Raw genomic sequence first — 25,623 nt, 5'->3', positions numbered from 1 at the left:
AAAAATAAGGGTTGTCTAACGATCTCGATTGAGAGTATAATGACAAGTGTCATGACAGCAAACTATGCAGCGAGGGGTAAACAAATTGTGAAAAAAGAACAACCGGGGATTTCCCGGAATAAATTACTTGTGATTTCTGGAACGGGTTGGATGTTCGATGCAATGGATGTCGGTATTCTTTCGTTCATTATTGCAGCGATAGCAGTTGAGTGGCAACTGTCGCCTACTGAAATGGGATGGGTAGGTAGTGTCAATTCTATTGGAATGGCAGTCGGTGCATTAGGTTTTGGCATGCTAGCAGATCGCATCGGCCGAAAAAATGTTTTTATGCTGACACTCATCCTCTTTTCGTTAGCAAGCGGACTATCAGCACTTACAACAACACTAACCGTTTTTCTTGCACTCCGATTCGTCATTGGGGCAGGGCTAGGTGGGGAATTACCAGTTGCTTCTACACTCGTAGCGGAAAGTGTATCCGCAAAGGAACGAGGACGTGTTGTTGTATTATTGGAAAGTTTCTGGGCTGCAGGTTGGTTGATTGCTGCGCTCATTGCATATTTCATCATTCCTGAATATGGTTGGAGAATTGCGCTTGTCTTAACTGCGCTTCCTGCATTTTACGCCATTTATTTGCGTCGCAACTTGCCGGATTCACCGAAATTTGAGCGAGCAGGAAAACCGAAACAATCATTCGGTGCCAAGATAAAGCTCATATGGTCCAAACCATATGCACGGAAAACGACGATGTTATGGATTGTATGGTTCACAGTCGTTTTCTCCTATTATGGTATGTTTTTATGGTTGCCAAGCGTCATGGTCATGAAAGGCTTTGACATGATTCACAGCTTCAAATATGTTCTCATTATGACGCTGGCGCAATTACCTGGATATTTCACGGCAGCATGGTTAATTGAAAAGACAGGGCGTAAATTTGTCTTATCGACCTATTTGCTCGGCACCGCGATTAGTGCGCTTACATTCGGAAATGCAGAATCGTTGTCCATGCTTCTACTGTCGGGCGCTTTTCTTTCTTTCTTTAACTTAGGGGCGTGGGGTGCTTTGTATGCGTATTCACCTGAACAATACCCGACATCCGTACGGGGGACAGGGTCAGGGATGGCCGCTGCTGTCGGAAGGATTGGAGGAATATTCGGCCCGTTGCTTGTTGGTTCGCTAGTGGCTAAGGGGTTCGGCTTCGGAATCATATTTGGCATTTTTTGCGGAGCGATCATTATTGGTGTCCTTGCCGTAATCATACTCGGAACGGAAACGAAACAGCTTGAATTAGAATAAATTACGTAAGCCGCATAATGTAAGGGATTCATGTCTCTTATGTATGCGGTTTTTTATATTGGTGATTTATTTTTTTTACTAATACTAAGATTTTTAAATGAGCCTCGAAAACTATATCGCGGGCCTATCGTGATCCCTGTCTTAAACAATCAGCCTAAACGAAACCAATTAACAGTCTCTTTCGTAACATAACTAGATAAAGGGGGCAATCATATGTCTATTAAAAATTTCAATGTCCGTATAACACCTCGCGAAGCAGTAGATGCTATCCAATCTGCTATCCTTCAAGGTAGTATAAGTGGTACATTAGTAGATCATTATGAAAGAGCAGTCGGTGAATCGGAAATGCATGTCTTAATCATGGAAAAATACTATATGCGTTCAAATAATCGGGCATCTATAACGGCGACAATCGATAATTTCGATGGAGTAACTCGTGTTCACGTTGTTGCAGCTGGCAGTTCAGAAGGCGTCTTCTTTAGATTTGATTGGGGAGCAGGCAGCAATTTTGCAAACAGTGTTGAACGCGCATTGGCACATTCGATTATAAGTGAATAGTATGTTCACTTTTTTATTCAGCATCGTTCGTACAAACTATTCGAATCGAATTCCACAAGTAAAATTAAAATCGAGTAGAAAGGGAATAGACAGGTACATCTGTTAGAAACAAGGCTGAAAGGGAGTGGATTAATGTTTCGCATACCTGAAAACATTGCGCAATTGGGCAAGGAACGAATTGAAGGATTTCCGGTCGAAGGGTTTGTGTATGGAGAAGGTCCACAACATCCTAAACTGATGCTTATTGGTGAGGCTCCTGGAGAATTTGAGGTTGTCGATGGTATTCCCTTCATTGGACGTGCAGGAAAAGAGCTTATGAAATCTCTCGCAACAATCGGATTAACACGTGAAGATGTCTATATTACAAGCGCTGTGCGAAGTAGACCGTACAAATGGGGAGAGAAACGAGAACGAGATGGGACAAAGACGACAAGAAAGTACAATCGTCCGCCAACGCAGAAGGAGATTATTGCGCATGCGCCGATCCTTGACTATGAAATCGCGAATGTTCAGCCCAAGCTAATTGTAACGTTAGGGAATGTCGGTTTACAAAGGTTGCTCGGTAAAGAAGCGAAAGTTACGGAATTACACGGTCAATTACTTGAGCAACCCGTCCGCTGCTTGCAGTCATTGGATGAACCGACGTTTAGCTGGACGGAAAAGGCCTATCGACTTGTACCTACTTTTCACCCTGCATCTGTATTCTATCGCCCTTCTCATCGACCGGATTTGGAAGCAGATTGGTTAGCAATCGGCAAACTGTTACAGCAAATAGAGGAGGGACAAGATGGATAGTAAACGCATCTTGCTCATTGGTTGTAGTGGTGCAGGGAAGTCCACACTGTCCGTGACACTCGCCGAGAAACTGAAGTTGCCTGTCATTCACCTGGATGCCCTCTTTTGGAACGAAGGATGGGTGCCGACCCCAAAATTCGAATTCCGGGAAAAGCTTCAGTGTGAGTTAGAGCAGCCGGCATGGGTCATCGATGGCAATTTTAATTCCACAATTGAAATGCGAGCGCAGTACGCCGACTTGGTCATTTTTCTCGATTTTCCAAATTGGCTTTGTTTAGCCCGTGTATTCAAACGTAGATGGCAAAACCGAGGGAAGACACGGCCAGATATGGCACCAGGATGTCCAGAAAAAGTGGATTGGGAATTTATAAAATTTATATGGACGTATCCGAAAAAGAAACGGCCAGGTGTCTACCGAATGATGGAACGTGTCAATGCAGATGTGCTCGTGTTACAAAGTCCTGCAGAAGTGAAGAAGTGGCTTGAGAAGTTGGAAATTGAAAGTAGTGTCGAGGTTCGTAGCACAAGAAAGAGATAATTGATAAATGTGTACGAACTTTTACAGTAACCATTTAAATGAAATCCTGTTTACTATTGAATGTATTTTTATAGGAGTTGTGAGGTGTCAACATGGATAGTACGGTCCAAACGAAAGGATCGATGAAGGAATTCTTTGCTTTATTGCAACAGTTAAAGTGGCCGAAAGGAAAGACAGTGCTTGCGCTTTTTCTTGCATTGCTTTCTACAGGGGCAAGTCTTGCTGTTCCGCTCGTGACAAAGCAATTGGTCGATTCTTTAACAACAGCGTCATTTAATTGGCAGACAGCGATTTTTTTGTTTGCAGTTTTTATTCTCCAGGCGGTATTAGGGGGTGTATCCTTCTACTTACTGGCGTTCATCGGTGAAACGATTGTCGCTGATTTACGAGGGAAGTTGTGGTCGAAGATATTGAGACTCCCGGTTTCGTATTACGATGACAATGAAACAGGCGAGACGATGAGTCGGATTACACAAGATACGACGATGTTGAAACAATTGGTTTCCGATCATCTCGTATCTTTCATAACGGGTATCATTTCAATTATCGGTGCTGTCGCAATTTTGTTTGTGTTGGATTGGAAAATGACGCTGATCATGCTTGTCAGTATTCCAATTAGTATGGCAATCATTTTCCCGCTTGGTCGGATTATGCATAAGATTGCAAGAGCGACGCAAGGCGAAATGGCAAAGTTCTCGGGGCATCTTGGACGTGTATTAGGAGATATCCGTCTCGTGAAAGCATATCGTGCTGAAAAGAGTGAAGGGGAAAAAGGTGAACAGGCCATTCGCTCTTTGTTTACCTTCGGATTAAAAGAAGCAAAAATTCAAGCGATCATATCCCCTGTAATGACCCTCGTCATGATGAGCATTTTAGTCGTCATCCTTGGCTACGGTGGCGCTCAAGTGGCCAAAGGAGATTTAACTGCAGGGACACTCGTCGCTATCATTTTTCTTATGTTTCAAATCATTATTCCGTTTGCACAAATGGCTCAGGTCTTTACAATTTTTCAAAAAGCGGTAGGTGCAACAGAGCGTATACAACAAATATTGCGTATGGACAGTGAACGAGCTGAAGGGACTTCCGTCATTGATAAGAGCATCCTCGAGTTTCGCGCTGTTGACTTTGCTTATGAATCAGGCAAGCAAGTGCTACAAAATATCACATTCCAAGCTAGACCAGGTTCTGTAACCGCTTTTGTTGGACCAAGTGGTGGAGGGAAAACAACAATCTTTTCACTGATTGAACGATTTTATGTGCCAACTGAAGGTGGTGTATTCATCGGTGACGCGCCCATTGAAGCTATTGCGTTAGGTGATTGGCGAAAACGAATCGGCTATGTATCGCAGGAAAGTCCGTTGTTAAGCGGTACCATTGTAGATAACATCGCTTATGGACTGGAAAGACGTCCTTCCTTGGATGAAATCCGTGGAGCAGCCGAAGCGGCAAATGCGCTTCAATTCATTGACGAGATGGAAGATGGTTTTGACACACTTGTGGGCGAGCGGGGTATGAAACTGTCTGGAGGGCAACGCCAGCGTATTGCAATTGCAAGAGCATTGTTGCATGACCCTGAAATCTTGCTGTTAGACGAAGCGACGTCCAATTTGGATAGTGGTTCTGAGACGCATGTGCAGGAAGCATTGCAACGGTTAATGGAAGGTCGAACAACCCTCATCATAGCCCATCGCTTATCGACTGTTATTGACGCCGATCAACTCATATTCCTAGAAGCCGGTCGTATTACTGGGATTGGCACGCATAGTGAGTTGATGCATTCGCACGCCATGTACAAGGAATTTGCAGAAGGACAAGGATTGTCATGAAAGAATGTTCATGTAGTTGAATGAACGATAAATCTAATCGCATGAAACCAATTCGATACTTGGCTTCATGCGATTTTTGGCTAAACAGCTTCTAACGAGAACTTGCAGTAGGCTTTGTCCGCCATGCACGAACTACTTGCCTCATCACCCGCTCCTCAATCAACCAATCGGAAACCGCTCTGCATTTTTAGCCATTTTGGCACGGGCTGCTTCAAGCAAGTCGATATTCAGCGCATCTGCAAACTGTACCAAATAGATGAGTACATCTGCTGCTTCTTCTGCAATTTCATCTCTTCTTGCAGCCACCGCTTCCTCAGGTGACTGCCATTGAAAGTGTTCAAGGAGTTCACTCGCTTCAAGTGATATGGAAATTGCCAGATTGCGTGCATCTCGGTTGCCTGTCCAACCACGTTCTTCAGAAAATTTTCGTAGTGCTTCTTGGAGTTGTTCCATGTATCTCATCCTTCACCATTTTTCTTGAGTATACAGGATGGTTTTTACATAATAAAGGGACGTGAAGGGGGAATTAACATGTACGAACGACTCGATCAAACGTTTTTTGAAGCGCCTGTGCTTGAACTAGCGAAGCGACTTGTTGGACAGTTGATTGTCCATGAGACACCTAACGGGCTAATTGTTGCCAGGATTGTTGAGACGGAAGCCTATCACGGCCCGGAAGATCGAGCTGCACATAGTTATGGGAATCGACGGACGAAGCGGACGGAAATTATGTTTGACGAACCGGGGTATGTGTATACGTATCAAATGCATACACACACCTTAATGAATGTCGTCTGTGGACCGAGGGGGATTCCTCATGCAGTTCTACTTCGTGCAGCTGAACCAGTAGAAGGGCTTCACTTGATGCAAGAGAACCGGGGTGAAAAGTTGAAAATGAAAGATTGGACGAATGGCCCTGGTAAACTGTCAAAAGCTTTAGGTGTGACGATGCATTATTATGGACATCGATGGACAGAACAACCATTGTTCCTTGCGAAAGGATTGGAAACATTGGAAATTGAAACAGGCCCGCGCGTAGGGATCGGTAACTCTGGGGAGGCGGTTCATTATCCTTGGCGTTTTTTTGAAAAAGATAATCCTTATGTCTCAAAATATCGGCCATAAGTTTAGATGATGGATACTGTGGAATAGTAGTAGGGCTTACGAAATATGAAAGGATGATTAGTCAAATGGCGAAAATAGCTACAGTCATTACAAACCTATTCGAAGACTCTGAGTACACACAACCTGCTGACGCTTTCAAAGAGGCTGGTCACGAAGTAGTGACCATTGAAAAAGAGGCAGGCAAGGAAGTGAAAGGAAAGAGCGACGGAACGACGGTAACGATTGACAAAGGAATTGACGAAGTTAACGCAGCCGACTTTGACGCACTTTTCATACCTGGTGGTTTTTCACCGGATCAGCTTCGTGCAGATGATCGATTTGTCCAGTTTGCGAAGAGATTTATGGACGATTGTAAACCGGTTTTTGCAATTTGCCATGGTCCACAGCTTCTCATTACAGCAAAAACGCTAGAAGGGCGACATGCGACAGGCTACAAATCCATCCAAGTGGATATGGAATATGCAGGTGCGAAGTTCTTAGATAAAGAAGTTGTCGTTTGCGATAACCAGCTCGTGACGAGCAGGACACCTGATGACTTACCGGCGTTCATTCGCGAATCAAAGCAACTACTAAATAAATGATGTGTAGTGGGCTGCTCTTTAATGGAGCAGTCCTTTCATTTCGCTCGTTAAATCTGTCAATTGAAAATGATTGAAAGGGACGTATAATACGTAATGTTCTTGAAATGAAAGCAAATGCATGGTAGATTAAGACGGGATTGCTAAATATGTACTAAAATTTCTAATTATTTCGTACATACATAGTGTGAATTGCTAACAACATAGGGGGGACAAAATGTGAAAAAAGTGTTAAAAATGGGAAGCGCTTTCATCGGGATTATTGTCGGTGCAGGATTTGCTTCCGGTCAAGAGATTTTGCAGTACTTTACTAGTTTCGGTTTCATGGGGATTGCGGCGGCAATAATATCTACAGCTTTATTTGCGTACATAGGAATGATATTGACGAGACTTGGTAGTCGGATGCAGACGAAATCACATAAAGAGGTCATCTATAAGATTAGTGGTTTCTACATTGGACTGGTGATTGATTTTATTATTATCTTGACACTTTTTGGCGTAGGTGTCGTCATGGTTGCTGGTGCGGGTTCAAACCTTGAGCAGCAATTCGGATTACCGTCATTTGTCGGTAGTTTACTAATGGTCATTCTTGTATTTGCAACAATTCTATTGAATGTCGATAAAGTTGTAGGAGTTATCGGTAGTATTACACCTTTTCTAATTTTAGCGGTCATTGTTGTATCCGTCTATTGCTTGACGACGATGGATCAATCGTTTGCTGCACTTAATCCAATTGCCAATGAAGTGGATACGACATTGCCAAATTGGTTTATCTCGGGTATCAATTATGTATCCTTTAATATTGCAGTTGGGGCGTCGATGTCGCTCGTCATGGGTGGCGCAGAGAAGGATGAAAGAACAGCTGCACTTGGTGGGTTAGTTGGTGGTCTTGGACTTGGTATTATGATTTTACTATCTCATTTGGCGATATTCTCAAAAGTCGACGTAGTAGGGGACGCGGACTTGCCAATGTTAGCGATCATTAATGACATCTCACCAATTCTTGCAACCTTAATGGCATTTGTGTTGTACGGAATGATTTTTAACACAGCTGTAAGTATGTTTTATGCATTTGGAGCACGTTTTACAACAATTGGTACAAAAACGTTCAGATCATTCGTACTGATTACTTTGATTATTGGATTTGCATTAAGCTTTTTCGGATTTAAAAACCTTGTCGCGCATCTCTATCCATTTATCGGCTATATCGGATTACTGCTTTCGGGAATCTTGATTTATACATCATTCAAACTACCAAAAAAAGCAAATCGATACTAGTCAATGAAAAACAAGATTGCTCCGGATTTTGTCTGGTAGCAATCTTTCTTTTTGTCAAAAACTCGACATAACTTCACTTGTGGGACTACACAATTGGTTGTCAGTCGAAGTCGCACGATGGTTTAATGGTAAAGGAGTAGTGAAAACTACAGCTATTCTCAAATGATGTCTTGCATAGATCTCTATTCGCTTACTTGAGTGAAGGATAGACATGTGATACGACATCCATTTGGCGAAAGGATGAAGCATTTGATTCACTATCGAACGTATGTAAAAGCAGAAGAAGCTCCATGGGTTACATTTATTCATGGTGCTGGTGGAAGTTCTTCGGTTTGGTTCAAGCAAATACGTGAATATCGGAAACACTACAATATACTGTTAGTCGATCTTCGTGGCCACGGGAAATCAGAAAGGGGTCGCTGGAAAAAAGGCGACAGCTTTGCAGATATTTCAAAGGAAGTTATTGATGTGTTAGATGAATTGCAAGTGCCACAGACGCACGTTGTCGGAATGTCATTAGGAACAATAGTTGCCCAAACAATGGCGGACAATTTTCCAAGCCGAGTGAAATCGCTCGTATTAGGTGGCGCTATCATCCGACTGGATGTCCGTACAAAATTTTTGTTGTTTGTCGGCAATGTGTCTAAACGAATAGTGCCTTACATGTTATTGTACAAGCTGTTAGCATATATTATCATGCCGCGCAAAGAGCATGAGGAATCGCGTATGGTTTTTGTGAATGAAGCAAAAAAGATGTGCCAAAAAGAATTCGTCAAATGGTTCTCATTGACCCACCTCATAAATCCTTACTTGTCGCGATTGCAAATGTCAACAACGTCCATTCCAACCTTGTTTTTAATGGGAGATGAAGACTACCTTTTCATCCCGCCGGTAGAAAAAGTTGTCAAAATGAGTAAGACCTTTGAATATATTGCAATTAAAAATGCCGGGCATGTATGTAACATCGATCAGCCTGACGAGTTTAATCGAATATCGATTGATTACATTGCCAAAATCGAACAACAAAACGCAGCCGTCTTTGTGTAAGGAGGCTGCGTTCAGCCTGTTGACAAACGCTCGCATCCGTTGTTGCTCGTCGCGCTCGTCCGCTCATGAACTTTAGTTCTATTCGCGTCTTCGCTTGACTTCGGGCGGGCCTGCACGATGCAGGTCATGCAGTCGTTGGGACAGGACGTCCCGAACTTAGACTGCCTTCCAACTGACAAGCGTTTTCAATCAGGCTGAAGGACTTTATATGTATCACAAATTTCATTAAATAAGTGTAGGCAAAGTAAAAAATCAACTTTGTCTACACTCTGAGCGCAGCAGTCTTTGTTTAAGGACGCTGCGCTTTGTTTTATGCAGTTACAAGTGTTAGTTCTTCAGCAGGTCCAAAGAATTCATAGTGAATCTGTTCTTTGGCAACGTCATTCGCGACTAATCCGGAAATGACCGCTTGCATGAATGGAGTTGGACCACAGACATAGACATCGCTGCCTTCTAGCATGTGTTGCGCTAGGAATTCGCGTGTGATGAACCCATCTCCTTCTTCAGAGTAAAGCGTTTCGTATGTGTAGTTTGTTAAGTCTTGACCCATATTGCGCAGATCTTCATCAAATGCTTGGTGGTTCCGTGTGCGTGCAGAATGAAGGAATGCAACAGGACGTTCAGGTGATTGTAGTGCAATCGACTGAACCATTGCCATCATTGGCGTAATGCCTACCCCTCCACTAATTAACGTCACAGGTGTCTTGCTGTCTGTATCAAGATAAAAATCTCCTGCAGGTGCACTGATTTCAATCGTGTCGCCGACATGTAACTGCTTGTGAAGGTGAACGGATGCTTTCCCCATCGGTTCGCATGCATCTTCTCGCTTAACAGAAATACTGAATGTATCTTTCCCAGGAGCTTGCGATAAGCTGTATTGACGATTAATCATGTATTCCTCACCTGGAATGGTGAATCGCACTGTAATGTACTGACCAGGTTTAAAAGAAGGTAGTTCCTTACCGTCAACGGGTTTAAAGTAGAAAGAAGTGATGACGTCGCTTTCTTGTACTTTATTGACGACAGTGAATTCTTTGAACAGTCTCCAACCACCTGCTGTATCTTCCGCTTTGTCGTACATGTCTTTTTCGATACCAATAAATGCATCGGCTATAATTCCGTATGCTTCGCCCCAAGCCTCAATAATCTCAGAAGTTGCTGCATCACCAAGAACTTCTTTAATGGCTCCGAGAAGATGATATCCCACGATTGGATAATGCTCGGGCAGAATTCCTAATGAACGGTGTTTGTGGCCAATTTGAATAACCGCAGGAATAATGGCGCCAAGGTTATCAATATTTGCTGCAGCTGCATATACCGCATTGGCAAGAGCAGTTTGTTGACGCCCCTTTGATTGGTTTGCATGGTTAAAAATATTTAATAACTCAGGATGCGCTTCAAACATATTTCTATAAAAAACGGTCGTAATCGTTTTTCCGTGTTGTTCAAGAACGGGTACTGTTGACTTTACAATATCGATTGTTTGTTGAGAGAGCATGTAGTGCACAACCTTTCTTGTTTTGTTAATTCCACAATAAACGATTATGTTGTTTAAAGATATATTTTATATATAACTTTAATGTAGAGTTCTATTTTTAGACACATACCTTTCACCTTCCTGTCATAATCGCTATAATAAAATGTGAAAGAGCGGTGATGTTATGCGTTTGACTTTATATACGGATTTTTCATTGCGCGTACTGATCTATTTAGGTACTAAAGAATTTGGTGAGCTATCACGCGTTCAAGAGATATCGGACACGTATGGCATATCAAAAAATCATCTAACAAAGGTTGTTCATGAATTAGGCAAGATGGGGCTAGTTGAAACGGTTCGTGGGCGTGGCGGCGGTGTCCGGTTGAATGTGAAACCGGAACATATTAATGTTGGCGAGCTCGTAAGGAAGACAGAAGACGACTTTCATCTAGTAGAATGTTTTAAACCTGAAGGCAATCTTTGCGTCCTTACGCCTGCTTGTCGACTAAAAGGTGCTCTGCAAGAAGCACTCTTAGCCTATTTAGCAGTATTAGACCAGTACACAATTGCGGACTTCATCGTAAACAAAGAAGAGCTAGCAGCAATTTTGTTCAGCAAACCTTTGTGATAGAATATGTAGGAAGATAAACAATAGTAGGAGGATACTTATGAGTAAAGTATTAGTATTTGGACATAAAAACCCTGATACCGATTCCATCACATCGGCAATCAGCTATGCGTATTTAAAACAACAAATCGGAATGGATGCAGAAGCGGTTCGTCTTGGCTCCATTTCTGGTGAAACTGCTTACGCTCTAGGGCAATTTGGTTTTGAAGCACCGAGATTAATTGAAACAGCAGCTTCTGAAACAAAACAAGTCATCCTTGTCGATCACAACGAAAAACAACAAAGTGTGGATGACATTGAAGAAGTTCAAGTGATTGAAGTCATTGACCACCACCGTATTGCAAACTTCCAAACGGCAGATCCACTGTACTACCGTGCTGAGCCAGTTGGTTGTACGGCAACGATTTTGAAGAAACTTTACAAAGAACATGATGTAGAGATTCCGAAAGAAATTGCAGGCCTTATGCTATCAGCAATTATCTCGGATTCCCTGTTATTCAAATCCCCAACATTTACCGAAGAGGATCGCAAAGCAGCTGAGGAACTTGCAGCAATTGCAGATGTTGACGCAGAAGTGTACGGCTTGGAAATGTTAAAAGCGGGAGCGGATTTAAGCGGCAAGTCCCTTGAAGAACTCGTTTCTCTAGACGCAAAAGAATTTACAATCGGTGATGCAAAGATTGAAATCGCTCAGGTGAATGCCATTGAAGTGAACGATGTATTAGACCGTCAATCAGAGCTTGAAGTATTGTTAAACAGTATTATTGAAGAGAAGGACCTGTCACTTTTCCTATTTGTTGTGACGGATATTCTAAACAATGATTCAACTGTCATTGCGCTTGGACAAGCTGCTGAACGTGCGTGTGCAGCATTCAATGTAGGGCTAACAAACAATACTGCAATCTTTAAAGGTGTCGTTTCCCGTAAGAAACAAATCGTCCCGATTTTAACGGAAGCATTGAAATAAAAGTGATATGAGGGACAAAAATACCGCATGAAGCTTGGTTATCATAACCTCGTTTCCATGCGGTATTTTACTTTTGCAATAAGTATAGTGGTGTTAGAAATTTAGTTGAATAAATGACGTAAATAGCGATCGGGTGTATGCAAAAAATCTCTCGTTAACTGAACATGTGACAGTTCATCAAATATAGCCGGCTCCAGAACACCATTTTGCACTTCATACAAATCGGCGTACGGATAAGCCATCATGATGGGGGAATGAGTAGCAATAAGGAACTGAGCTCCTTCTTTCGTCATCTCATGTATCATCGCAAGAAGTGTCAGCTGATTTTGCGGCGACAAAGGTGCTTCCGGTTCGTCCAGAATATAAAAACCTCCAGGTCGAAATCTTGCTTGAAATAAGTCGAAAAAACTTTCTCCGTGTGAACGTTTTTCCAATCCTTCTCCGTAAAGACTACGTAGTTCATGGTACGTTTTTGCATACGGCAAAACTTCTAGGCTATATGGATCTCGTTGCTTTATTTCCTCTATTTTTGCTCGTGCATCTTCACGCATTGTTGCAACACTTCGCGTATATGTAATGAAATCTGCTGCGCGAAAAAAGAAGCCATTATTCGATTTCAAGGACCAAATAATCTTCAAGTCTTCTGCAAGTTCAAATGCTGGAGAGAGCGAATGGTCCTTTTCCATATGCTCTCCGCTAATCAAAATGCTTCCCGCTGCAGCAGCAATTCCTTCTAACAACGTCGTCTTTCCACAACCATTATCACCGACAATAATTGTCACGGGTGCGGAAAATGCTAATCCGTCAAACCTACGAACAATGTCCAAATTAAATGGATAACGGTCGTCCATCGTCGTGTACTTTCTTTTAATCTCTCTGACAGACATCCCTTACACCCCTTTTCGTCAGTATACTTGAAAAGTGGCTCAATTCAAATCGAGTGGTTTAGTAGCAGGTCCTTCTAGGACAGAACCGTCTGTACGAAAGCGGGAACCGTGACATGGGCAGTCCCACGTCTGATCCGCTTCATTCCAACGTGTCCTGCACCCCATGTGTGTACATATAGGAGAATCGGTTCGTGTAATATGGCCGCCCGTAAACTCTTTTACTACAAGTCCAGTATTGCGCAAAGCTTGTAAAAGGAACGATCCAAAACCTGTGCGATCCGGGGCATATAAAGATATCGCTTTGTTTTCACGTCCAACGATTTGGTCAGTAATAATGCGCGCACTGGCAATGGCGTTTGACAAGCCCCATTTTCGGAAACCCGTATTAATGTATACATACGGCATGCTAGAAGAAATGATACCCGCATAAGGGATTAGGTCAGGTGTAGATGGGTCTTGGGCAGACCAGCCATATTTCAAGGCTTCTAGTTGGTACGTATTCCGTAATTCAAACGATAACGTTTCATAATGAATTTGAGTCGCTTTTTCCGTTCCTGCTACATGGGATTCGCCGGCTAGTAAGAAATGGGTCTTTCCGTCAATATATACGGTACGGACTGAACGTTTCGGGTTATCTACTGAAATATACTGCCCTTGAAGTGGCATGTTTGCATAGCATGACACGATATAGGAGCGATTGACGCTTAACTTTAAAATTTGCAAACCTCGCAGCGCTTCAATTGGATAATGCGTGCACAATAGGAGGTTGGAGAATTGAATTTCGTGCTCACTACTTGTGTACACTACGCGTTTTTTTAAATCCATTAACCGGACATCCGTCTTTTCATAAATACGGGCACCAGCTTGCACTGCTAATTTAGCTAGATGCTGACCGAATCGTACAGGATGTAGTTGTGCTTCGCGTTTAATTGTCAATGTAGCTTCTGTTTTTAGTGGAAGTTCACTGTTCCTTCCGAGTTCTCCCGGAATACCAATCTCCTCATATGCTTTCATCTCGTCTTGAAGTTTTTCAGTTCCGTATTTTGATTGCGAGAACAAGATGGAATCTGCGTTTCGAAGTTCATCACCTTCAGCGATGGATTCCCCAAACAGCACAGCTTGCCGATTCGCTTCATAATACAACTTTGCATTTTCACGACCAAACTGTTTAATTAAATCGGCATACACTACATCATGTTGCACGGTCAATTTCCCTGTTGAATGACCGGTTGCTCCACAAAGAATCTCATCTTTTTCTAGTAAAATGACATCTTTCCCTTCCTTCGCAAGGAAATAAGCATTGGCAAGTCCACTTAACCCACCGCCAACAATACAGACATCACATGTTACATCTTTATCCAGTGGGGGATAGGCGTTGCGTTTATAGGCAGTTTGTAACCAAAGTGAGTGTTTCATTAATAATCCTCCAATTTATTGTTAACTACTGCGATAGCAGGCATATTCATTGTTGCCATAATGAATGAAATCTAAAATAGAAGTAGAAAGGTGGGGGCTGTTAATGAAAATTGAGATATGGTCAGATTATGTTTGTCCTTTTTGTTACATCGGAAAACGCCGGTTAGAAGAGGCACTTGCATCTACAAATTTAGCCGGTCAAGTCGAAGTGGAATTCAAAGCGTATCAATTGGACCCAAACACACCAACAACATCGGAAGCGCCTATGCTCGACGGATTGGCAAAGAAATACGGTGTCAGTTTGGATGAAGCGAAAAACATGATGGCGAATGTCGCGGAACAAGCGAAGACGGTTGGATTGCACTATGATGTGGATGGCATGAAGGTAGCCAATACGTTTAACGCACACCGGCTTGCAAAGCTTGCCGCCACTGAAGGGAAGGCGGATGCGGTTTCTGAGCGATTAATGCAAGGGTCCTTCCTAAAAGGCGAAGCGCTTGGCAAGGAAGAGACGCTATTGAATATTGCTGAAGAAGCAGGCATGTCAAAAGAACATGTATCTGCCATGCTCCAATCTGACGAATTTGCCGCAGATGTTCAACAAGACATCGAAGAAGCAAGGCAAATCGGGGTTCAGGGCGTACCGTTCTTTGTCATTAATCGCAAATATGCTATTTCAGGAGCGCAGCCTGCACAAGCATTTGCAGAAGCATTAGAGAAAGTCGCAAAAGAAGAAGGCATTCAACCCAAATTGCAAGTGCTCGGCAGTGAAGGAAAAGGCGTTTGCACAGACGATCAGTGTGAAATATAAGTTACAGATAGAGTAGGAATACCATTTGCCGCAACTCAAATATGCATGAAGGGCTATTCGTCCTCGTGCATATTTTTTGTGTGGATTGCGGTGGAAGGCTCCTCGATAGAGGGAGTAAATGAGAATGTAAGATGCGAATCGTTTCATTGGAATATTTTCAATGCCCGTGGGCGTTAAGAATTAATGCAGTCGGTCAAATAGAGGTGTTCTAAATGCCCGCGAGCATCGGAAAATGGTGCGTACGGTCAAATAGAAGTGTTCTAAATGCCCGTGAGTGCCTGAAATTGGTGCATACGGTCAAATAGAAGTGCTGAAGAAAAAGAACCAAACTGAGGATAAAGGGTGTTTATCTATCAATAGCGATCTATTCCGTTCCATACAATTGCAAGCGTTCTAAAAAAACTTTTTCCAGCCGAAGTCGTATCAATTTTACAACGCAGAGCACTTCATGCGAACGATACAGCACAAAATTCATATATTTCATTTCAGTAACATTGAAATACAAATAAAATAGGCAGCCTAAGAAGAATCGCTTGTCAAAAAAGCGGATTGCAAGCATACTTATAAGAGTGAAAGGATTTTCTGATCGTTTGGAAAAATAGTATTTGGTGGCGTAGAAACAATTCATTAGCATTGCGCCATAACTAGTAGGGAAGGCATCACACCGTCTTCGTGTATCAGATTTTCACTACCTCGAAAGGATTGTGTTTAGATGTCAAAATATATTTGGTTAGAAGCATTACAAAAGCACTTACATGACGGCGAGCTGCTGATTGATGAGCCGTTACATAAATATACGAAAACGAAATTAGGCGGCGCTGCAGATCTTTTAGTCATTCCGGCAACTATGGAGGAAATGGCTACAACAGTCCGCTATGCTCATGAAAATAACATACCACTACTTCTATTAGGGAATGGGTCGAATATGGTTGTACGTGATGGCGGTGTGCGAGGCATTGTGCTTCACATGTCGAAGCTTGATCGCATCATCATTGACGGAACGCGTGTCCATGCAGAAGCAGGTGCTCATATTATTGAAGTTTCACAAAAAGCGGCGAAAGCATGTCTCACGGGCTTGGAATTCGCTTGCGGTATTCCTGGGAGCATTGGGGGCGCAATGGCAATGAATGCGGGTGCCTATGGCGGGGAAATAAAAGACGTAATTGTGCAAGCGACCGTTATGGACCTAGCTGGGAACGTGTTTGTGTTAACGAAAGATGAATTGGAACTAGGTTACCGGAAGAGCATTATTGCGAAAAAAGGGTACTTTGTCTTATCGGCTGATTTTCAATTGGCTGACGGTGTCCAAGAAGAAATCGATGCAAAAGTGGCCGATTTAACGTATCAACGTGAATCCAAACAACCCCTCGAATATCCTTCAGCAGGCAGCGTGTTCAAACGACCTCCAGGTTATTTTGCCGGGAAGCTCATTCAAGATTGTCAGTTACAAGGTAAAGGTTTTGGTGGTGCTGAAGTCTCCATAAAGCACGCAGGCTTCATTGTGAATAAAAATAATGCAACTGCATCTGACTACATTCAAACAATAGAAATGGTGAAAAAAGAAGTGAAAAGTCGATTTGACGTCGATTTAGAACTCGAAGTGAAAATTGTAGGAGAAGAACCACAATAAGAGGAGGTTTTAAACCTCCTTTACATAACGCAATGAAAAGTCGGTGTCGGGAAAGGGGTAAAGAATGAACGAATTTTCTATAGATGGAATTATTCTTTTAATGGGCTTCTTTTTACTTAGTGGCGTCCTCATGACAAAACTCACTTCGCGAGCAGGCGTACCAGCACTCGTTCTCTTTATGATTTTAGGAATGGTGTTAGGGAGTGATGTGTCAGGCCTCATCTATTTTTCCGACGCCCATTTAGCGCAAACAATCGGGATTGTCGCGCTCATCATCATTTTGTTTGAAGGTGGGCTCCAAACTGAATGGAAAAACGTTCGCCCGGTCTTAGGCGGTGCAAGTGTCCTCGCCACAGTTGGGGTAATTATGACAGCAGCGGTCGTTGCAATTGCTGCACACTATGTATTGGGATTAGGTTGGCTCGAATCATTCCTCCTAGGTTCCATCGTTGGTTCAACCGATGCTGCTGCTGTATTTTCTGTCATGTCCGGACAAAACATCAAATCTAAAATGTCTTCTACATTAGAAATGGAATCGGGCTCCAACGATCCAATGGCGATGTTCCTCACCGTCGCCTTCATTGAATGGCTTACGCTCCCAAACTTCTCAATAGGCAACTTGATTGTAAACTTTTTCGTCCAAATGGGACTTGGTCTCGTGTTAGGACTCGGTTTAGGCTATTTAGCATCCATTTGGATGAATAAAATAAAACTCGATGCGAGTGGTTTATACGCAGTACTCTCTATGGGGTTTGCCATTGCGATCTACGCGGTTACCTCCTCATTGGGAGGGAGTGGACTGTTAGCTGTATACGTGGCCGGTATATTAATAGGTACACGTGAACTAAATCATAGCCACGCAATCTTTAGATTCCATGAAGGCTTTGCATGGCTGATGCAACTTATTATGTTCGTCATCCTCGGCTTGCTTGTTTTCCCGAAAGAGTTAGCAAACTTGGACCTTATTTGGAAAGGTCTCGTATTGTCTTTCATTCTAATGTTCGTAGCAAGACCAATAGCTGTATTTTTATGTACGATGTTTTTCAAATATACTTTCAAAGAAAAGTTATTTTTATCATGGGCAGGCCTACGAGGAGCAGTTCCAATCGTCTTGGCAACGTTTCCGTTATTAGCAGGTGTCCCTGATCCCTATTTGTATTTTAATATGATCTTCTTTATGGTCATCACATCCGCGTTATTGCAAGGCTCAACAATCTCAAATGTTGCGAGATGGCTCGGCTTGGAAGCACCAGCAACTCCGAAACGGATTCATCAGCTTGAACTGATTTCCATGGATAAAGCAAACGCAGAAATGCTGGAAGTCGAAATCTCAGCAAACTCGCCATTCCTTGATCAAAAAGTGCAAACACTTGGCTTACCGAAAGAAACCGTCATCTCCGCTATCATTCGTGAGGGAAAACTCGTTATGCCTACAGGTCGAACGAAACTGCAAGCGGAAGATGTCCTCTTCATACTCGCTGCAAAAGAACAAGTACCAAAAGTAAAACTTGTCCTAGCAGATGAAAATGGATTTGAATAAGAAATTGAAATAAAGCAGAAATGCATGAAGGTCAACTCGCCATCATGCATTTTTTTCTGCTTATAAAATGGTGCCAAGTGCTATAATCTCGCATTACCGCTCTTAATCAACCAGCGCTTCACCGTTCGATTGTTACGCCCAATCGTCGTTTCTGCATGTAACAACGATTGGAACACAGCTTCTTCTGTCGCCTCGATCGTCGCTTGGAACAATTTGTTCATCAGCGGTATATCATCTCTCAACATAGTGTGTGTAACCGTCAATTGCTCACTCGTGTGGGGAATTGTATAGGCCGTTGAAAAGGCGATAATGATATCTCCACTTCCGTTATGGATATGCGTGCCTGTCCTGCCAAGTCCAATCGATGCACGTTTTGCCAGTCGTTTCAATTGACGTTCATTCACCGGTGCATCTGTTGCGACGACAATGATAACTGAGCCATCGGGTTTCTCTTGAAGTTCATTTTCCGACGCCAAATCCGTTATTGAACCTTCATAACCATTTCGAACAAGCCATTCATCTAGCAAACATTCTTCTTGGTTTCCGAAGTTTGTTAATGTCAACACACCGACTGTGAATGTCAAATCCCCTTCAGAAGCAACTCTTGAAGAAGAACCGATCCCTCCCTTGTGTCCAAAACAGATCATGCCTTTACCAGCCCCGACAGCCCCTTGCTCAAATTTCCCGCTTTCCGCATTTCGAATTGCTTCAACCGCGTGCGTTGGTCGGACTTTCATTTCCCGCATCGCATTTAAATAGCTATCATTGCACTCACCTACAACGATATTTAAGGAGCTCGTTGAATCACCAATAGTAGGATTTTCATCGAGCATATAGTGCAAGGTACCTTCCAATACAGCCCCGACACTAAATGTATTCGTCAACATAATTGGAGATTCGATTAGTCCCAGCTCTTCAACTTGAATAAGTCCTGCCGTCTTTCCAAATCCGTTCAACACAAAACTTGCGGCAGGCACCTTTTGTTCGAATAAATTCCCCGCATGCGGCAAAATAGCAGTGACACCCGTACACGCACTGTCTACCGCTGTCTCTTCCTGTAACGTGACATGTCCTACTTTCACACCGGGGACATCTGTCAGCATGTTCAACTTTCCTCTTTCCATTTAAAACGCTCCCAACCTCATTTGATGATTAACACAGGTGCAGCAACTCTCTTTGCCACTTTATGACTAACACTTCCTAACAGCATTTCTTGGAATGAATTCAACCCTCTACTGCCAATCACGACTAAATCGAATGGCTCTTCGTTTGCATAAGCCACGATCGTTGGACCGGGATCTCCATGGCGAATGACAAAGTCATATGCTGCCTGTTGGTTGTCCAAAACCGCTAAAATCGGTTCAATCCGCTTTTTACGATCGTTGTGTAAATCCTCAACAGCTGCGTCTTGGATGACATCCTTTCGCGTTCGATCATAATGAAGTACATACAACGCAACGATGGACGCATGTGGGCTAACGGTTGCAAGCCAGGCAGCATGTTCAGCTGCTCGTCTCGAATTTTCTGACCCGTCGATTGCTAGTAAAATGCGATTATACAATGATATCATCCTCCTCTAGTCATTTACTATATGTCAGGTAAACAGTGTCGAATGCTAATCAAATTCAATATAAATCTTCATTATCCTTTATTTCCGATAAAAAAACACAAGTAGGGAAAGTAATTGCTTGTTCTACTTGTTAAGAACGTTAAAAAAACATTCAAATGTCTGTTTGTTTATCCTTGCATAACAATTTTTTATTGCATATACTAGGATATAATCAAACGAACATTTGAATGAGGTGGCTAATATGACGAGTAAAGATACATGTGAAGTGTTCATAGTCCGAGACGATGTAGTGGACCATGTCCAGAAAAGTTTGCCAGACGTGAGTGGAATGGTACAAATATTTAAAGCACTTGCGGATGAAACACGTCTAAAGATTGCGTTTTCGCTCACACTGGAAAAAGAGATGTGTGTATGTGATGTAGCGGCTGTTATCGGCTCTTCCAATGCAACCGCTTCTCATCATTTGCGCTATTTAAGAGAGCACGGTCTGGCGAAATCGAAACGGAAAGGGAAAATGGTCTATTATGCTTTAGCCGATTCGCACGTATACGACTTAGTCAACATTGCACATGATCATGCGCGAGAAGGAGTGGACGAAACGGATGACAACGAAAACTGAGTATAGATTGGAGAATTTATCGTGCGCGAGTTGTGCGATGAAATTCGAAAACAATGTAAAAAATATTCCTTCTGTAGCAGAAGCGACGGTCAATTTCGGGGCGTCCAAATTATCGTTTACAGGGGATGCAACAGTTGAAGAGTTGCAAGCAGCAGGTGCGTTTGATGGCATTAAAGTTGTCCCGTTAACAAATCGACAACCTGAACCGAAAATACCGTTCTATCGACGCAAAGAGAATATCGTCACCTTTTTATCTCTCATTTTCGTCATTGCGGGAATGACGTACACTTACAAAGAAATCCCAAATCCAACCGTTGCAACAGGTCTTTTCGCTGTAGCAATCATCATCGGAGGAACAGGAATGTTCCTCACAGGGCTAAAAAACCTTGCAAGACTAGACTTTGATATGAAGACGTTAATGACCATTGCGATTATCGGTGCGGCGATTATCGGAGAGTGGCAAGAAGCAGCAGTCGTCGTTTTATTATTTGCATTAAGTGAAGCGCTAGAGGCGTATTCAATGAATAAAGCCCGACAATCCATCCGGGACTTGATGGATATTGCCCCACCGTCAGCGGTCGTTAAACGGAACAATGAAGTGTTAGAACTACAAACTGAAGACATACAAATCGGAGACATTCTACTCGTCAAACCAGGACAGAAGATTGCAATGGACGGAATCGTGAAAAGTGGAAGGTCGACTGTCAATCAAGCGCCCATTACAGGTGAATCTGTTCCAGTCTTAAAAGAAGTAAACGATGAAGTGTTCGCGGGCACATTGAACGAAGAAGGTGCACTTGAAGTGACCGTTACAAAACTAGTAGGGGACACGACGATTGCAAAAATTATTCATCTTGTAGAAGAAGCACAAGCTGAAAAAGCACCTTCCCAGAAGTTCGTCGATAAATTTGCAAAATATTATACGCCAATCATTATCGTCGTCGCAATCTTAGTTGCTATCGTTCCTCCGTTGTTCGGTGCAGAGTGGCAACCGTGGATTTATCAAGGTCTTGCTGTCCTAGTTGTAGGTTGTCCATGTGCGCTTGTTGTCTCAACGCCAGTAGCAATCGTGACTGCAATTGGAAACGCAGCCCGCCAAGGTGTCCTCATTAAAGGCGGCGTTCATTTGGAAGAGATGGGACGTATTACAGCTGTTGCATTCGACAAAACGGGAACGTTGACAAGAGGATATCCGGAAGTGACAGACTTCATTGTTGGTAGAGGTGCAAACGCGGATATTCTTCAATCTGTTGCAGCTGTAGAGTCAATGTCTCAGCACCCGTTAGCAAGAGCGATTGTTAACTATGCTAAAGGACAAGGCCCAATTACAAAAGAAGTGAGTAATTTCCAATCTGTAACAGGGAAAGGTGCCTACGCTGATGTAGATGGCGAGCTCATTCATGTCGGAAGTGTGTTATGGGCATCCGAACTAACGGAACTGCCAGATGACATGAAACAACATGCGGTGAAACTGCAGCAAGCGGGAAAATCTGTCATGGCAGTGCTAGCGAATCATACTTTCCAAGCACTGATCGCGGTAACTGATCCATTACGGGAGGAAAGTGCAAAAGTGCTACATCAGCTAAAAGCAATTGGTATCCGCCACACTGTCATGTTGACAGGTGATGATCAGCGGACAGCTGAGGCCATTGCTTTGCAAACTGGTGTTACAGATGTGCGTGCGGGGCTCATGCCAGAAGATAAATTAACTGCGGTAAAAGAGTTGATTGGCGATTACGGCCGTGTAGCAATGGTCGGAGATGGCATCAATGACGCGCCTGCTTTAGCAGCTTCCTCCATCGGGATTGCAATGGGAGGAGCGGGCACAGACGCTGCGCTTGAAACAGCAGATATTGCACTTATGGCGGATGACCTGTCCCAATTGCCGTATACAATGAAATTAAGTCGAAAAACGTTGCAGATTATCAAAGAAAATATTATGTTTGCATTAGGCTTAAAAATTGTGGCGCTGTTATTAATCATCCCAGGATGGTTGACACTATGGATTGCAATCTTTGCGGATATGGGAGCAACATTACTTGTCGTGCTTAATTCGCTAAGATTACTGCGGATTCATAAATAACGTAAGCAGCGGAACGGGGGAACTATCATGCAGTTACGTGAATGGACGATGGAAGAACAAGAACAACTTATACATTTCTTAACGACAAATACGTGGCCGTTTCACGGAAATGCCCATCCTGAACGCGATTTGATTGAAAAGACGATTGAAGAAGGTGGCTATGAATCAGACGAAGTCAAAACATTTTGGGTGCAAAATGAAGATGAGGACATCGTTGGCATTGTGAAAATCTATGATTTACAAGATGAAATTCCGCTTTTCGACTTACGAATTGCGGATGAATATCGAGGATTTGGTTATGGAGCGAAAGCACTCAAGTTAATTACTGAATTCGTCTTCGGCTTACCTGAACGTAAAATCCGTTTGGAAGGACATACACGTCAAGACAACTTGGCGATGCGGAAGACATTCGAGCGTGCAGGCTTTGTAAAAGAAGCGCACTTACGGAAAGCATGGTTCTCGCCGAAAGAGAATTCCTATTATGATGCGGTAACGTACGGTATGACGCGTGAGGACTTTTTAGCTGGAACAACGACACCTGTCATATGGGAAGATGCGGGGCATGGCGAGAAAGGGAAGAAAACAAAGCGTATCCCTAATTTTCCTATAGAATTCGAATCTGAACGGTTACGTATTCGTAAACCCGAAATGGGAGATGCATTAGACGTCTATAAAGCACTGAAAAACTCCCTACCCGCTTTGCAACCATGGCTACCATTTGCGCAACAAGAACCTGAACTGCATGTGACCGAAGAGAATCTCCGTGAATCCATCGCGGATTTCATCACACGGAAAGATCTGCGGTTGCACATCTTCTTAAAAGAAACAGGCGAGTTCATAGGATCCACTGGCTTACACCGTATTAACTGGGCGATTCCAAAGTTTGAAATCGGGTATTGGCTGGATACGAAATATGAAGGAAAAGGCTATATGACGGAAGCAGTCGAGCGTCTAACGAGTTTCGCTTTCGAAGAACTAGGTGCTAATCGTGTTGAAATTAGGTGTGATGAAGAGAATGGGAAAAGTCGTTCCATCGCTGTACGGAACGGATTTGAGCTTGAAGGAATTCTGAAATCTGATTCTCTTTCAAGCGATGGCCAACATTTACGCAATACATGTATTTATGCGAAGGTAAAATAAATGAACATAAAGGGTGCCATGGAAGTGGCGCCCTCGGTCTGTTGGTGAATGTGTAAATGTGGTGTATTTCTACCGCGTCCCTAAAATTGGTTCATTTACAAAGTTTTATAGATAGGCTGTATTTGTTTAGCGTAACGTCGATTAATTGTCATGAAAAAGAGTGCAGACAAAGTCAACTCTGGCTTTGTCTACACTCTTACGTTATACAGACCGCCTTCCAGTGAGAAGCTGGATGACAAAAATGATTCCTGCAATCACTAATAGAAGGTGAATCAAACCGCCGCCAACCTTCATAAGGAATCCTAGTAACCAAAATGCTAGTAGTGCTACGATAATAATCCAAAGTATTTTGCCCATTTTTTTCACCCCTTTGTAGTGGTATAGTGAATGTACCCGATAGTTAGAAAATGTAAACCGCCATCTTAAAAGATGGACGACAATGCATACGGGAGGTGCATCGGTTGGCAACACCAAGTATGGAAGATTATATTGAACAAATCTATTTGCAAATTGAAGCAAAAGGTGAGGCGAGAGTTTCTGACGTTGCCGAAGCCTTATCTGTTTTGCCTTCGTCTGTAACGAAAATGGCACAACGGCTCGATCGCGAAGGATACGTATCTTATGAGCGATACCGTGGCTTAGAATTGACGGATAGAGGATTGAAGTTTGGGAAAAAATTAGTTCGGAGACATGAATTACTTGAACAGTTTTTGCGAATCATCGGTGTCGAAGAAGCACTCATTTATCAAGATGTTGAAGGAATTGAACATCATTTGAGCTGGAACGCGATGGACAGGATTACAGATCTTGTGGAAGCAATGGAAGAAGATGAAGACTTTGTACGTAAACTGAAAGAACGGCAAAGTTTTGAAATGGAAGGGTAGATAAAAATGACAACATACAAGCCAGGGACAATTGCCAAATTGCATGTCAAAGGTAAAGAAGGATCTAGATGGATATTAGACGGAGGAGATGAAGAAATCTTCGTCAACGCTTCTGAATTTGAGAAGCCTCTTGAAGAGGGAGATGCTGTCGAAGTATTCCTCTATATGAATCGTCGTGGTGAATTGACTGCAACTGCCAATTTGCCAAATATGACGTGTGATACATTTGGATGGGCCCGTGTACTTCGAATTGATGAGAAAGAAGGGGCGTATGTCGACATCGGTTCTTCATTCGAAGTGCTGGTCAATAAAGCCGATTTGCCTCGAGTAAAGGCATTATGGCCGAGAACAGATGATGAGCTCTATATGACGTTACGAATGGATTTAGGTGGAAATATTTTTGCGCGCCTTGCAACAGAAGAGAAAGTACAAGAACTGATTTTAGAAGCACCTGCCACAGTGTTCAATCGTAATTTGCAAGCAAGAGCGTACCGTCTGTTACCTGTAGGCTCGTTCTTTTTAAGCACACCCGAAAATTACCGGATCTTCGTGCATCATACAGAGCGTGAACAAGAACCGCGTCTCGGTGAAAAAGTGGAAGTGCGCATTATCGATGTACGGGAAGATGGTACGTTAAATGGATCCCTACTTCCGAGAAAAGAAGAACGAATCGGTGATGATGCCGAAACGGTTTATCGTTATCTTGCTGACGTAGGGGGGAAAATGCCCTTCACCGATAAATCGACCCCTGATGAAATAAAAGAAATGTTTGGTCTGAGCAAAGCCTCCTTTAAGCGTGCGCTTGGAAAATTGATGAAAGAAGGAAAAGTGACGCAAAACGACGGATGGACAAGTTTGAAGTAACTGTAGATTGGGAACTTTTTCAATGATGCATCGTACTACTTCTTAGATAAGGAGGGATTGCTTATGAGA

General features: G+C 42.9%; 26 protein-coding genes. 19 read left to right on the top strand and 7 right to left on the bottom strand.

Annotated elements, in window-relative coordinates:
- Positions 1-51: 51 nt before the first annotated feature.
- The 5 genes from NRI27_RS16100 to NRI27_RS16080 all read left to right on the top strand — a co-directional run bounded on the left by NRI27_RS16100 (position 52) and on the right by NRI27_RS16080 (position 5,010).
- Entirely contained in the window at positions 52-1,293 is a 1,242-nt protein-coding gene (locus tag NRI27_RS16100) for an MFS transporter (RefSeq protein ID WP_371391663.1), read from the top strand.
- 213 nt (positions 1,294-1,506) lie between these two features.
- Entirely contained in the window at positions 1,507-1,851 is a 345-nt protein-coding gene (locus tag NRI27_RS16095) for a DUF6054 family protein (protein WP_371391623.1), read from the top strand.
- 132 nt (positions 1,852-1,983) lie between these two features.
- Positions 1,984-2,646: a uracil-DNA glycosylase gene (locus tag NRI27_RS16090; protein ID WP_317945123.1), complete on the top strand. Its 663-nt coding sequence runs from the start codon at positions 1,984-1,986 to the stop codon at positions 2,644-2,646.
- A complete protein-coding gene (locus NRI27_RS16085; RefSeq protein ID WP_371391622.1) occupies positions 2,639-3,184 on the top strand; it encodes a P-loop NTPase family protein in 546 nt (181 codons plus the stop codon). The genes NRI27_RS16090 and NRI27_RS16085 overlap by 8 nt, the downstream gene beginning before the upstream one ends.
- Positions 3,185-3,276: 92 nt before the next feature.
- Complete coding sequence (locus tag NRI27_RS16080) at positions 3,277-5,010, top strand: ABC transporter ATP-binding protein (RefSeq protein WP_371391621.1); 1,734 nt, start codon at positions 3,277-3,279, stop codon at positions 5,008-5,010.
- 159 nt (positions 5,011-5,169) lie between these two features.
- Here NRI27_RS16080 and NRI27_RS16075 read toward each other — a convergent pair whose 3' ends face one another.
- On the bottom strand, positions 5,170-5,463 hold the full coding sequence (locus NRI27_RS16075) for a nucleotide pyrophosphohydrolase (RefSeq protein WP_317945119.1): 294 nt from the start codon (positions 5,461-5,463) through the stop codon (positions 5,170-5,172).
- A 78-nt stretch (positions 5,464-5,541) separates the two neighbouring features.
- Here NRI27_RS16075 and NRI27_RS16070 point away from each other — a divergent pair, with 78 nt between their 5' ends.
- The 4 genes from NRI27_RS16070 (at position 5,542) to NRI27_RS16055 (ending at position 9,038) form a co-directional block, all read left to right on the top strand.
- Positions 5,542-6,135 (top strand): DNA-3-methyladenine glycosylase, encoded by a 594-nt coding sequence (locus NRI27_RS16070; protein WP_371391620.1) that lies wholly within the window; start codon positions 5,542-5,544, stop codon positions 6,133-6,135.
- A 65-nt stretch (positions 6,136-6,200) separates the two neighbouring features.
- Positions 6,201-6,716, top strand: coding sequence for a type 1 glutamine amidotransferase domain-containing protein (locus tag NRI27_RS16065; protein ID WP_371391619.1), 516 nt, complete (start codon positions 6,201-6,203; stop codon positions 6,714-6,716).
- A gap of 216 nt (positions 6,717-6,932) precedes the next feature.
- On the top strand, positions 6,933-7,991 hold the full coding sequence (locus tag NRI27_RS16060; protein ID WP_317945116.1) for a YkvI family membrane protein: 1,059 nt from the start codon (positions 6,933-6,935) through the stop codon (positions 7,989-7,991).
- A 249-nt stretch (positions 7,992-8,240) separates the two neighbouring features.
- Positions 8,241-9,038, top strand: a complete 798-nt coding sequence (locus NRI27_RS16055) for an alpha/beta fold hydrolase (protein WP_371391618.1) — start codon at positions 8,241-8,243, stop codon at positions 9,036-9,038.
- Between the two features lie 310 nt (positions 9,039-9,348).
- On the opposite strand, the gene hmpA is transcribed toward NRI27_RS16055, so the two are convergent.
- Positions 9,349-10,536, bottom strand: a complete 1,188-nt coding sequence (hmpA, locus tag NRI27_RS16050) for an NO-inducible flavohemoprotein (protein ID WP_371391617.1) — start codon at positions 10,534-10,536, stop codon at positions 9,349-9,351.
- A gap of 163 nt (positions 10,537-10,699) precedes the next feature.
- Between hmpA and NRI27_RS16045 the strand changes: the two genes are divergently transcribed.
- Together NRI27_RS16045 and NRI27_RS16040 are read left to right on the top strand one after the other, a co-directional pair.
- Positions 10,700-11,143 (top strand): Rrf2 family transcriptional regulator, encoded by a 444-nt coding sequence (locus NRI27_RS16045; protein WP_371391616.1) that lies wholly within the window; start codon positions 10,700-10,702, stop codon positions 11,141-11,143.
- Between the two features lie 40 nt (positions 11,144-11,183).
- The gene (locus NRI27_RS16040) at positions 11,184-12,110 is read left to right on the top strand and encodes a manganese-dependent inorganic pyrophosphatase (protein ID WP_317945110.1); all 927 of its coding nucleotides are present in this window, start codon (positions 11,184-11,186) and stop codon (positions 12,108-12,110) included.
- A 101-nt stretch (positions 12,111-12,211) separates the two neighbouring features.
- Here NRI27_RS16040 and NRI27_RS16035 read toward each other — a convergent pair whose 3' ends face one another.
- Entirely contained in the window at positions 12,212-12,997 is a 786-nt protein-coding gene (locus NRI27_RS16035; protein WP_371391615.1) for an AAA family ATPase, read from the bottom strand.
- Positions 12,998-13,036: 39 nt separating this feature from the next.
- Complete coding sequence (locus NRI27_RS16030) at positions 13,037-14,413, bottom strand: FAD-dependent oxidoreductase (protein WP_371391614.1); 1,377 nt, start codon at positions 14,411-14,413, stop codon at positions 13,037-13,039.
- 103 nt (positions 14,414-14,516) lie between these two features.
- Between NRI27_RS16030 and NRI27_RS16025 the strand changes: the two genes are divergently transcribed.
- From NRI27_RS16025 to NRI27_RS16015, 3 genes are all read left to right on the top strand, one after another.
- Entirely contained in the window at positions 14,517-15,224 is a 708-nt protein-coding gene (locus tag NRI27_RS16025) for a DsbA family oxidoreductase (RefSeq protein ID WP_371391613.1), read from the top strand.
- Positions 15,225-15,936: 712 nt separating this feature from the next.
- The gene (gene murB / locus NRI27_RS16020; RefSeq protein ID WP_317945102.1) at positions 15,937-16,854 is read left to right on the top strand and encodes a UDP-N-acetylmuramate dehydrogenase; all 918 of its coding nucleotides are present in this window, start codon (positions 15,937-15,939) and stop codon (positions 16,852-16,854) included.
- Positions 16,855-16,918: 64 nt separating this feature from the next.
- Positions 16,919-18,394 (top strand): potassium/proton antiporter, encoded by a 1,476-nt coding sequence (locus NRI27_RS16015; protein ID WP_371391612.1) that lies wholly within the window; start codon positions 16,919-16,921, stop codon positions 18,392-18,394.
- 80 nt (positions 18,395-18,474) lie between these two features.
- Here the strand turns inward: NRI27_RS16015 and NRI27_RS16010 are convergent, their stop codons facing one another.
- Both NRI27_RS16010 and NRI27_RS16005 read right to left on the bottom strand, forming a co-directional pair.
- On the bottom strand, positions 18,475-19,518 hold the full coding sequence (locus tag NRI27_RS16010) for a DmpA family aminopeptidase (protein ID WP_371391611.1): 1,044 nt from the start codon (positions 19,516-19,518) through the stop codon (positions 18,475-18,477).
- 17 nt (positions 19,519-19,535) lie between these two features.
- Positions 19,536-19,955 (bottom strand): universal stress protein, encoded by a 420-nt coding sequence (locus NRI27_RS16005; RefSeq protein WP_371391610.1) that lies wholly within the window; start codon positions 19,953-19,955, stop codon positions 19,536-19,538.
- A gap of 250 nt (positions 19,956-20,205) precedes the next feature.
- Here NRI27_RS16005 and NRI27_RS16000 point away from each other — a divergent pair, with 250 nt between their 5' ends.
- From NRI27_RS16000 to NRI27_RS15990, 3 genes are read left to right on the top strand one after another with little or no spacing between them, the layout of a single operon-like run.
- Entirely contained in the window at positions 20,206-20,583 is a 378-nt protein-coding gene (locus NRI27_RS16000) for an ArsR/SmtB family transcription factor (RefSeq protein WP_317945096.1), read from the top strand.
- Entirely contained in the window at positions 20,567-22,666 is a 2,100-nt protein-coding gene (locus NRI27_RS15995) for a heavy metal translocating P-type ATPase (protein WP_371391609.1), read from the top strand. Before NRI27_RS16000 ends, NRI27_RS15995 begins: the two co-directional genes overlap by 17 nt.
- Positions 22,667-22,693: 27 nt before the next feature.
- Positions 22,694-23,806 (top strand): GNAT family N-acetyltransferase, encoded by a 1,113-nt coding sequence (locus NRI27_RS15990; protein ID WP_371391608.1) that lies wholly within the window; start codon positions 22,694-22,696, stop codon positions 23,804-23,806.
- A gap of 201 nt (positions 23,807-24,007) precedes the next feature.
- Here NRI27_RS15990 and NRI27_RS15985 read toward each other — a convergent pair whose 3' ends face one another.
- Entirely contained in the window at positions 24,008-24,163 is a 156-nt protein-coding gene (locus tag NRI27_RS15985; protein ID WP_317945091.1) for a lmo0937 family membrane protein, read from the bottom strand.
- Between the two features lie 104 nt (positions 24,164-24,267).
- Between NRI27_RS15985 and mntR the strand changes: the two genes are divergently transcribed.
- On the top strand, positions 24,268-24,690 hold the full coding sequence (mntR, locus tag NRI27_RS15980) for a transcriptional regulator MntR (RefSeq protein ID WP_317945089.1): 423 nt from the start codon (positions 24,268-24,270) through the stop codon (positions 24,688-24,690).
- A gap of 6 nt (positions 24,691-24,696) precedes the next feature.
- A complete protein-coding gene (locus NRI27_RS15975; protein ID WP_371391607.1) occupies positions 24,697-25,554 on the top strand; it encodes a CvfB family protein in 858 nt (285 codons plus the stop codon).
- The last annotated feature ends 69 nt before the right edge of the window (positions 25,555-25,623 follow it).

This window comes from Sporosarcina sp. OR05 (assembly GCF_041414805.1).
In the GTDB taxonomy this organism is placed as follows: Bacteria; Bacillota; Bacilli; order Bacillales_A; family Planococcaceae; genus Sporosarcina; species Sporosarcina saromensis.
The sequence above is the reverse complement of the archived record's forward strand: the minus strand, read 5'-3'. Positions and strand labels throughout refer to the sequence as shown.

Coding starts and splice junctions, on each gene's coding strand:
- NRI27_RS16100 (WP_371391663.1), top strand. CDS start 52: ATGACAGCAAACTATGCAGCGAGGGGTAAACAAATTGTGAAAAAAGAA.
- NRI27_RS16095 (WP_371391623.1), top strand. CDS start 1,507: ATGTCTATTAAAAATTTCAATGTCCGTATAACACCTCGCGAAGCAGTA.
- NRI27_RS16090 (WP_317945123.1), top strand. CDS start 1,984: ATGTTTCGCATACCTGAAAACATTGCGCAATTGGGCAAGGAACGAATT.
- NRI27_RS16085 (WP_371391622.1), top strand. CDS start 2,639: ATGGATAGTAAACGCATCTTGCTCATTGGTTGTAGTGGTGCAGGGAAG.
- NRI27_RS16080 (WP_371391621.1), top strand. CDS start 3,277: ATGGATAGTACGGTCCAAACGAAAGGATCGATGAAGGAATTCTTTGCT.
- NRI27_RS16075 (WP_317945119.1), bottom strand. CDS start 5,463: ATGGAACAACTCCAAGAAGCACTACGAAAATTTTCTGAAGAACGTGGT.
- NRI27_RS16070 (WP_371391620.1), top strand. CDS start 5,542: ATGTACGAACGACTCGATCAAACGTTTTTTGAAGCGCCTGTGCTTGAA.
- NRI27_RS16065 (WP_371391619.1), top strand. CDS start 6,201: ATGGCGAAAATAGCTACAGTCATTACAAACCTATTCGAAGACTCTGAG.
- hmpA (WP_371391617.1), bottom strand. CDS start 10,536: ATGCTCTCTCAACAAACAATCGATATTGTAAAGTCAACAGTACCCGTT.
- NRI27_RS16045 (WP_371391616.1), top strand. CDS start 10,700: ATGCGTTTGACTTTATATACGGATTTTTCATTGCGCGTACTGATCTAT.
- NRI27_RS16040 (WP_317945110.1), top strand. CDS start 11,184: ATGAGTAAAGTATTAGTATTTGGACATAAAAACCCTGATACCGATTCC.
- NRI27_RS16035 (WP_371391615.1), bottom strand. CDS start 12,997: ATGTCTGTCAGAGAGATTAAAAGAAAGTACACGACGATGGACGACCGT.
- NRI27_RS16030 (WP_371391614.1), bottom strand. CDS start 14,413: ATGAAACACTCACTTTGGTTACAAACTGCCTATAAACGCAACGCCTAT.
- NRI27_RS16025 (WP_371391613.1), top strand. CDS start 14,517: ATGAAAATTGAGATATGGTCAGATTATGTTTGTCCTTTTTGTTACATC.
- murB (WP_317945102.1), top strand. CDS start 15,937: ATGTCAAAATATATTTGGTTAGAAGCATTACAAAAGCACTTACATGAC.
- NRI27_RS16015 (WP_371391612.1), top strand. CDS start 16,919: ATGAACGAATTTTCTATAGATGGAATTATTCTTTTAATGGGCTTCTTT.
- NRI27_RS16010 (WP_371391611.1), bottom strand. CDS start 19,518: ATGGAAAGAGGAAAGTTGAACATGCTGACAGATGTCCCCGGTGTGAAA.
- NRI27_RS16000 (WP_317945096.1), top strand. CDS start 20,206: ATGACGAGTAAAGATACATGTGAAGTGTTCATAGTCCGAGACGATGTA.
- NRI27_RS15995 (WP_371391609.1), top strand. CDS start 20,567: ATGACAACGAAAACTGAGTATAGATTGGAGAATTTATCGTGCGCGAGT.
- NRI27_RS15990 (WP_371391608.1), top strand. CDS start 22,694: ATGCAGTTACGTGAATGGACGATGGAAGAACAAGAACAACTTATACAT.
- NRI27_RS15985 (WP_317945091.1), bottom strand. CDS start 24,163: ATGGGCAAAATACTTTGGATTATTATCGTAGCACTACTAGCATTTTGG.
- NRI27_RS15975 (WP_371391607.1), top strand. CDS start 24,697: ATGACAACATACAAGCCAGGGACAATTGCCAAATTGCATGTCAAAGGT.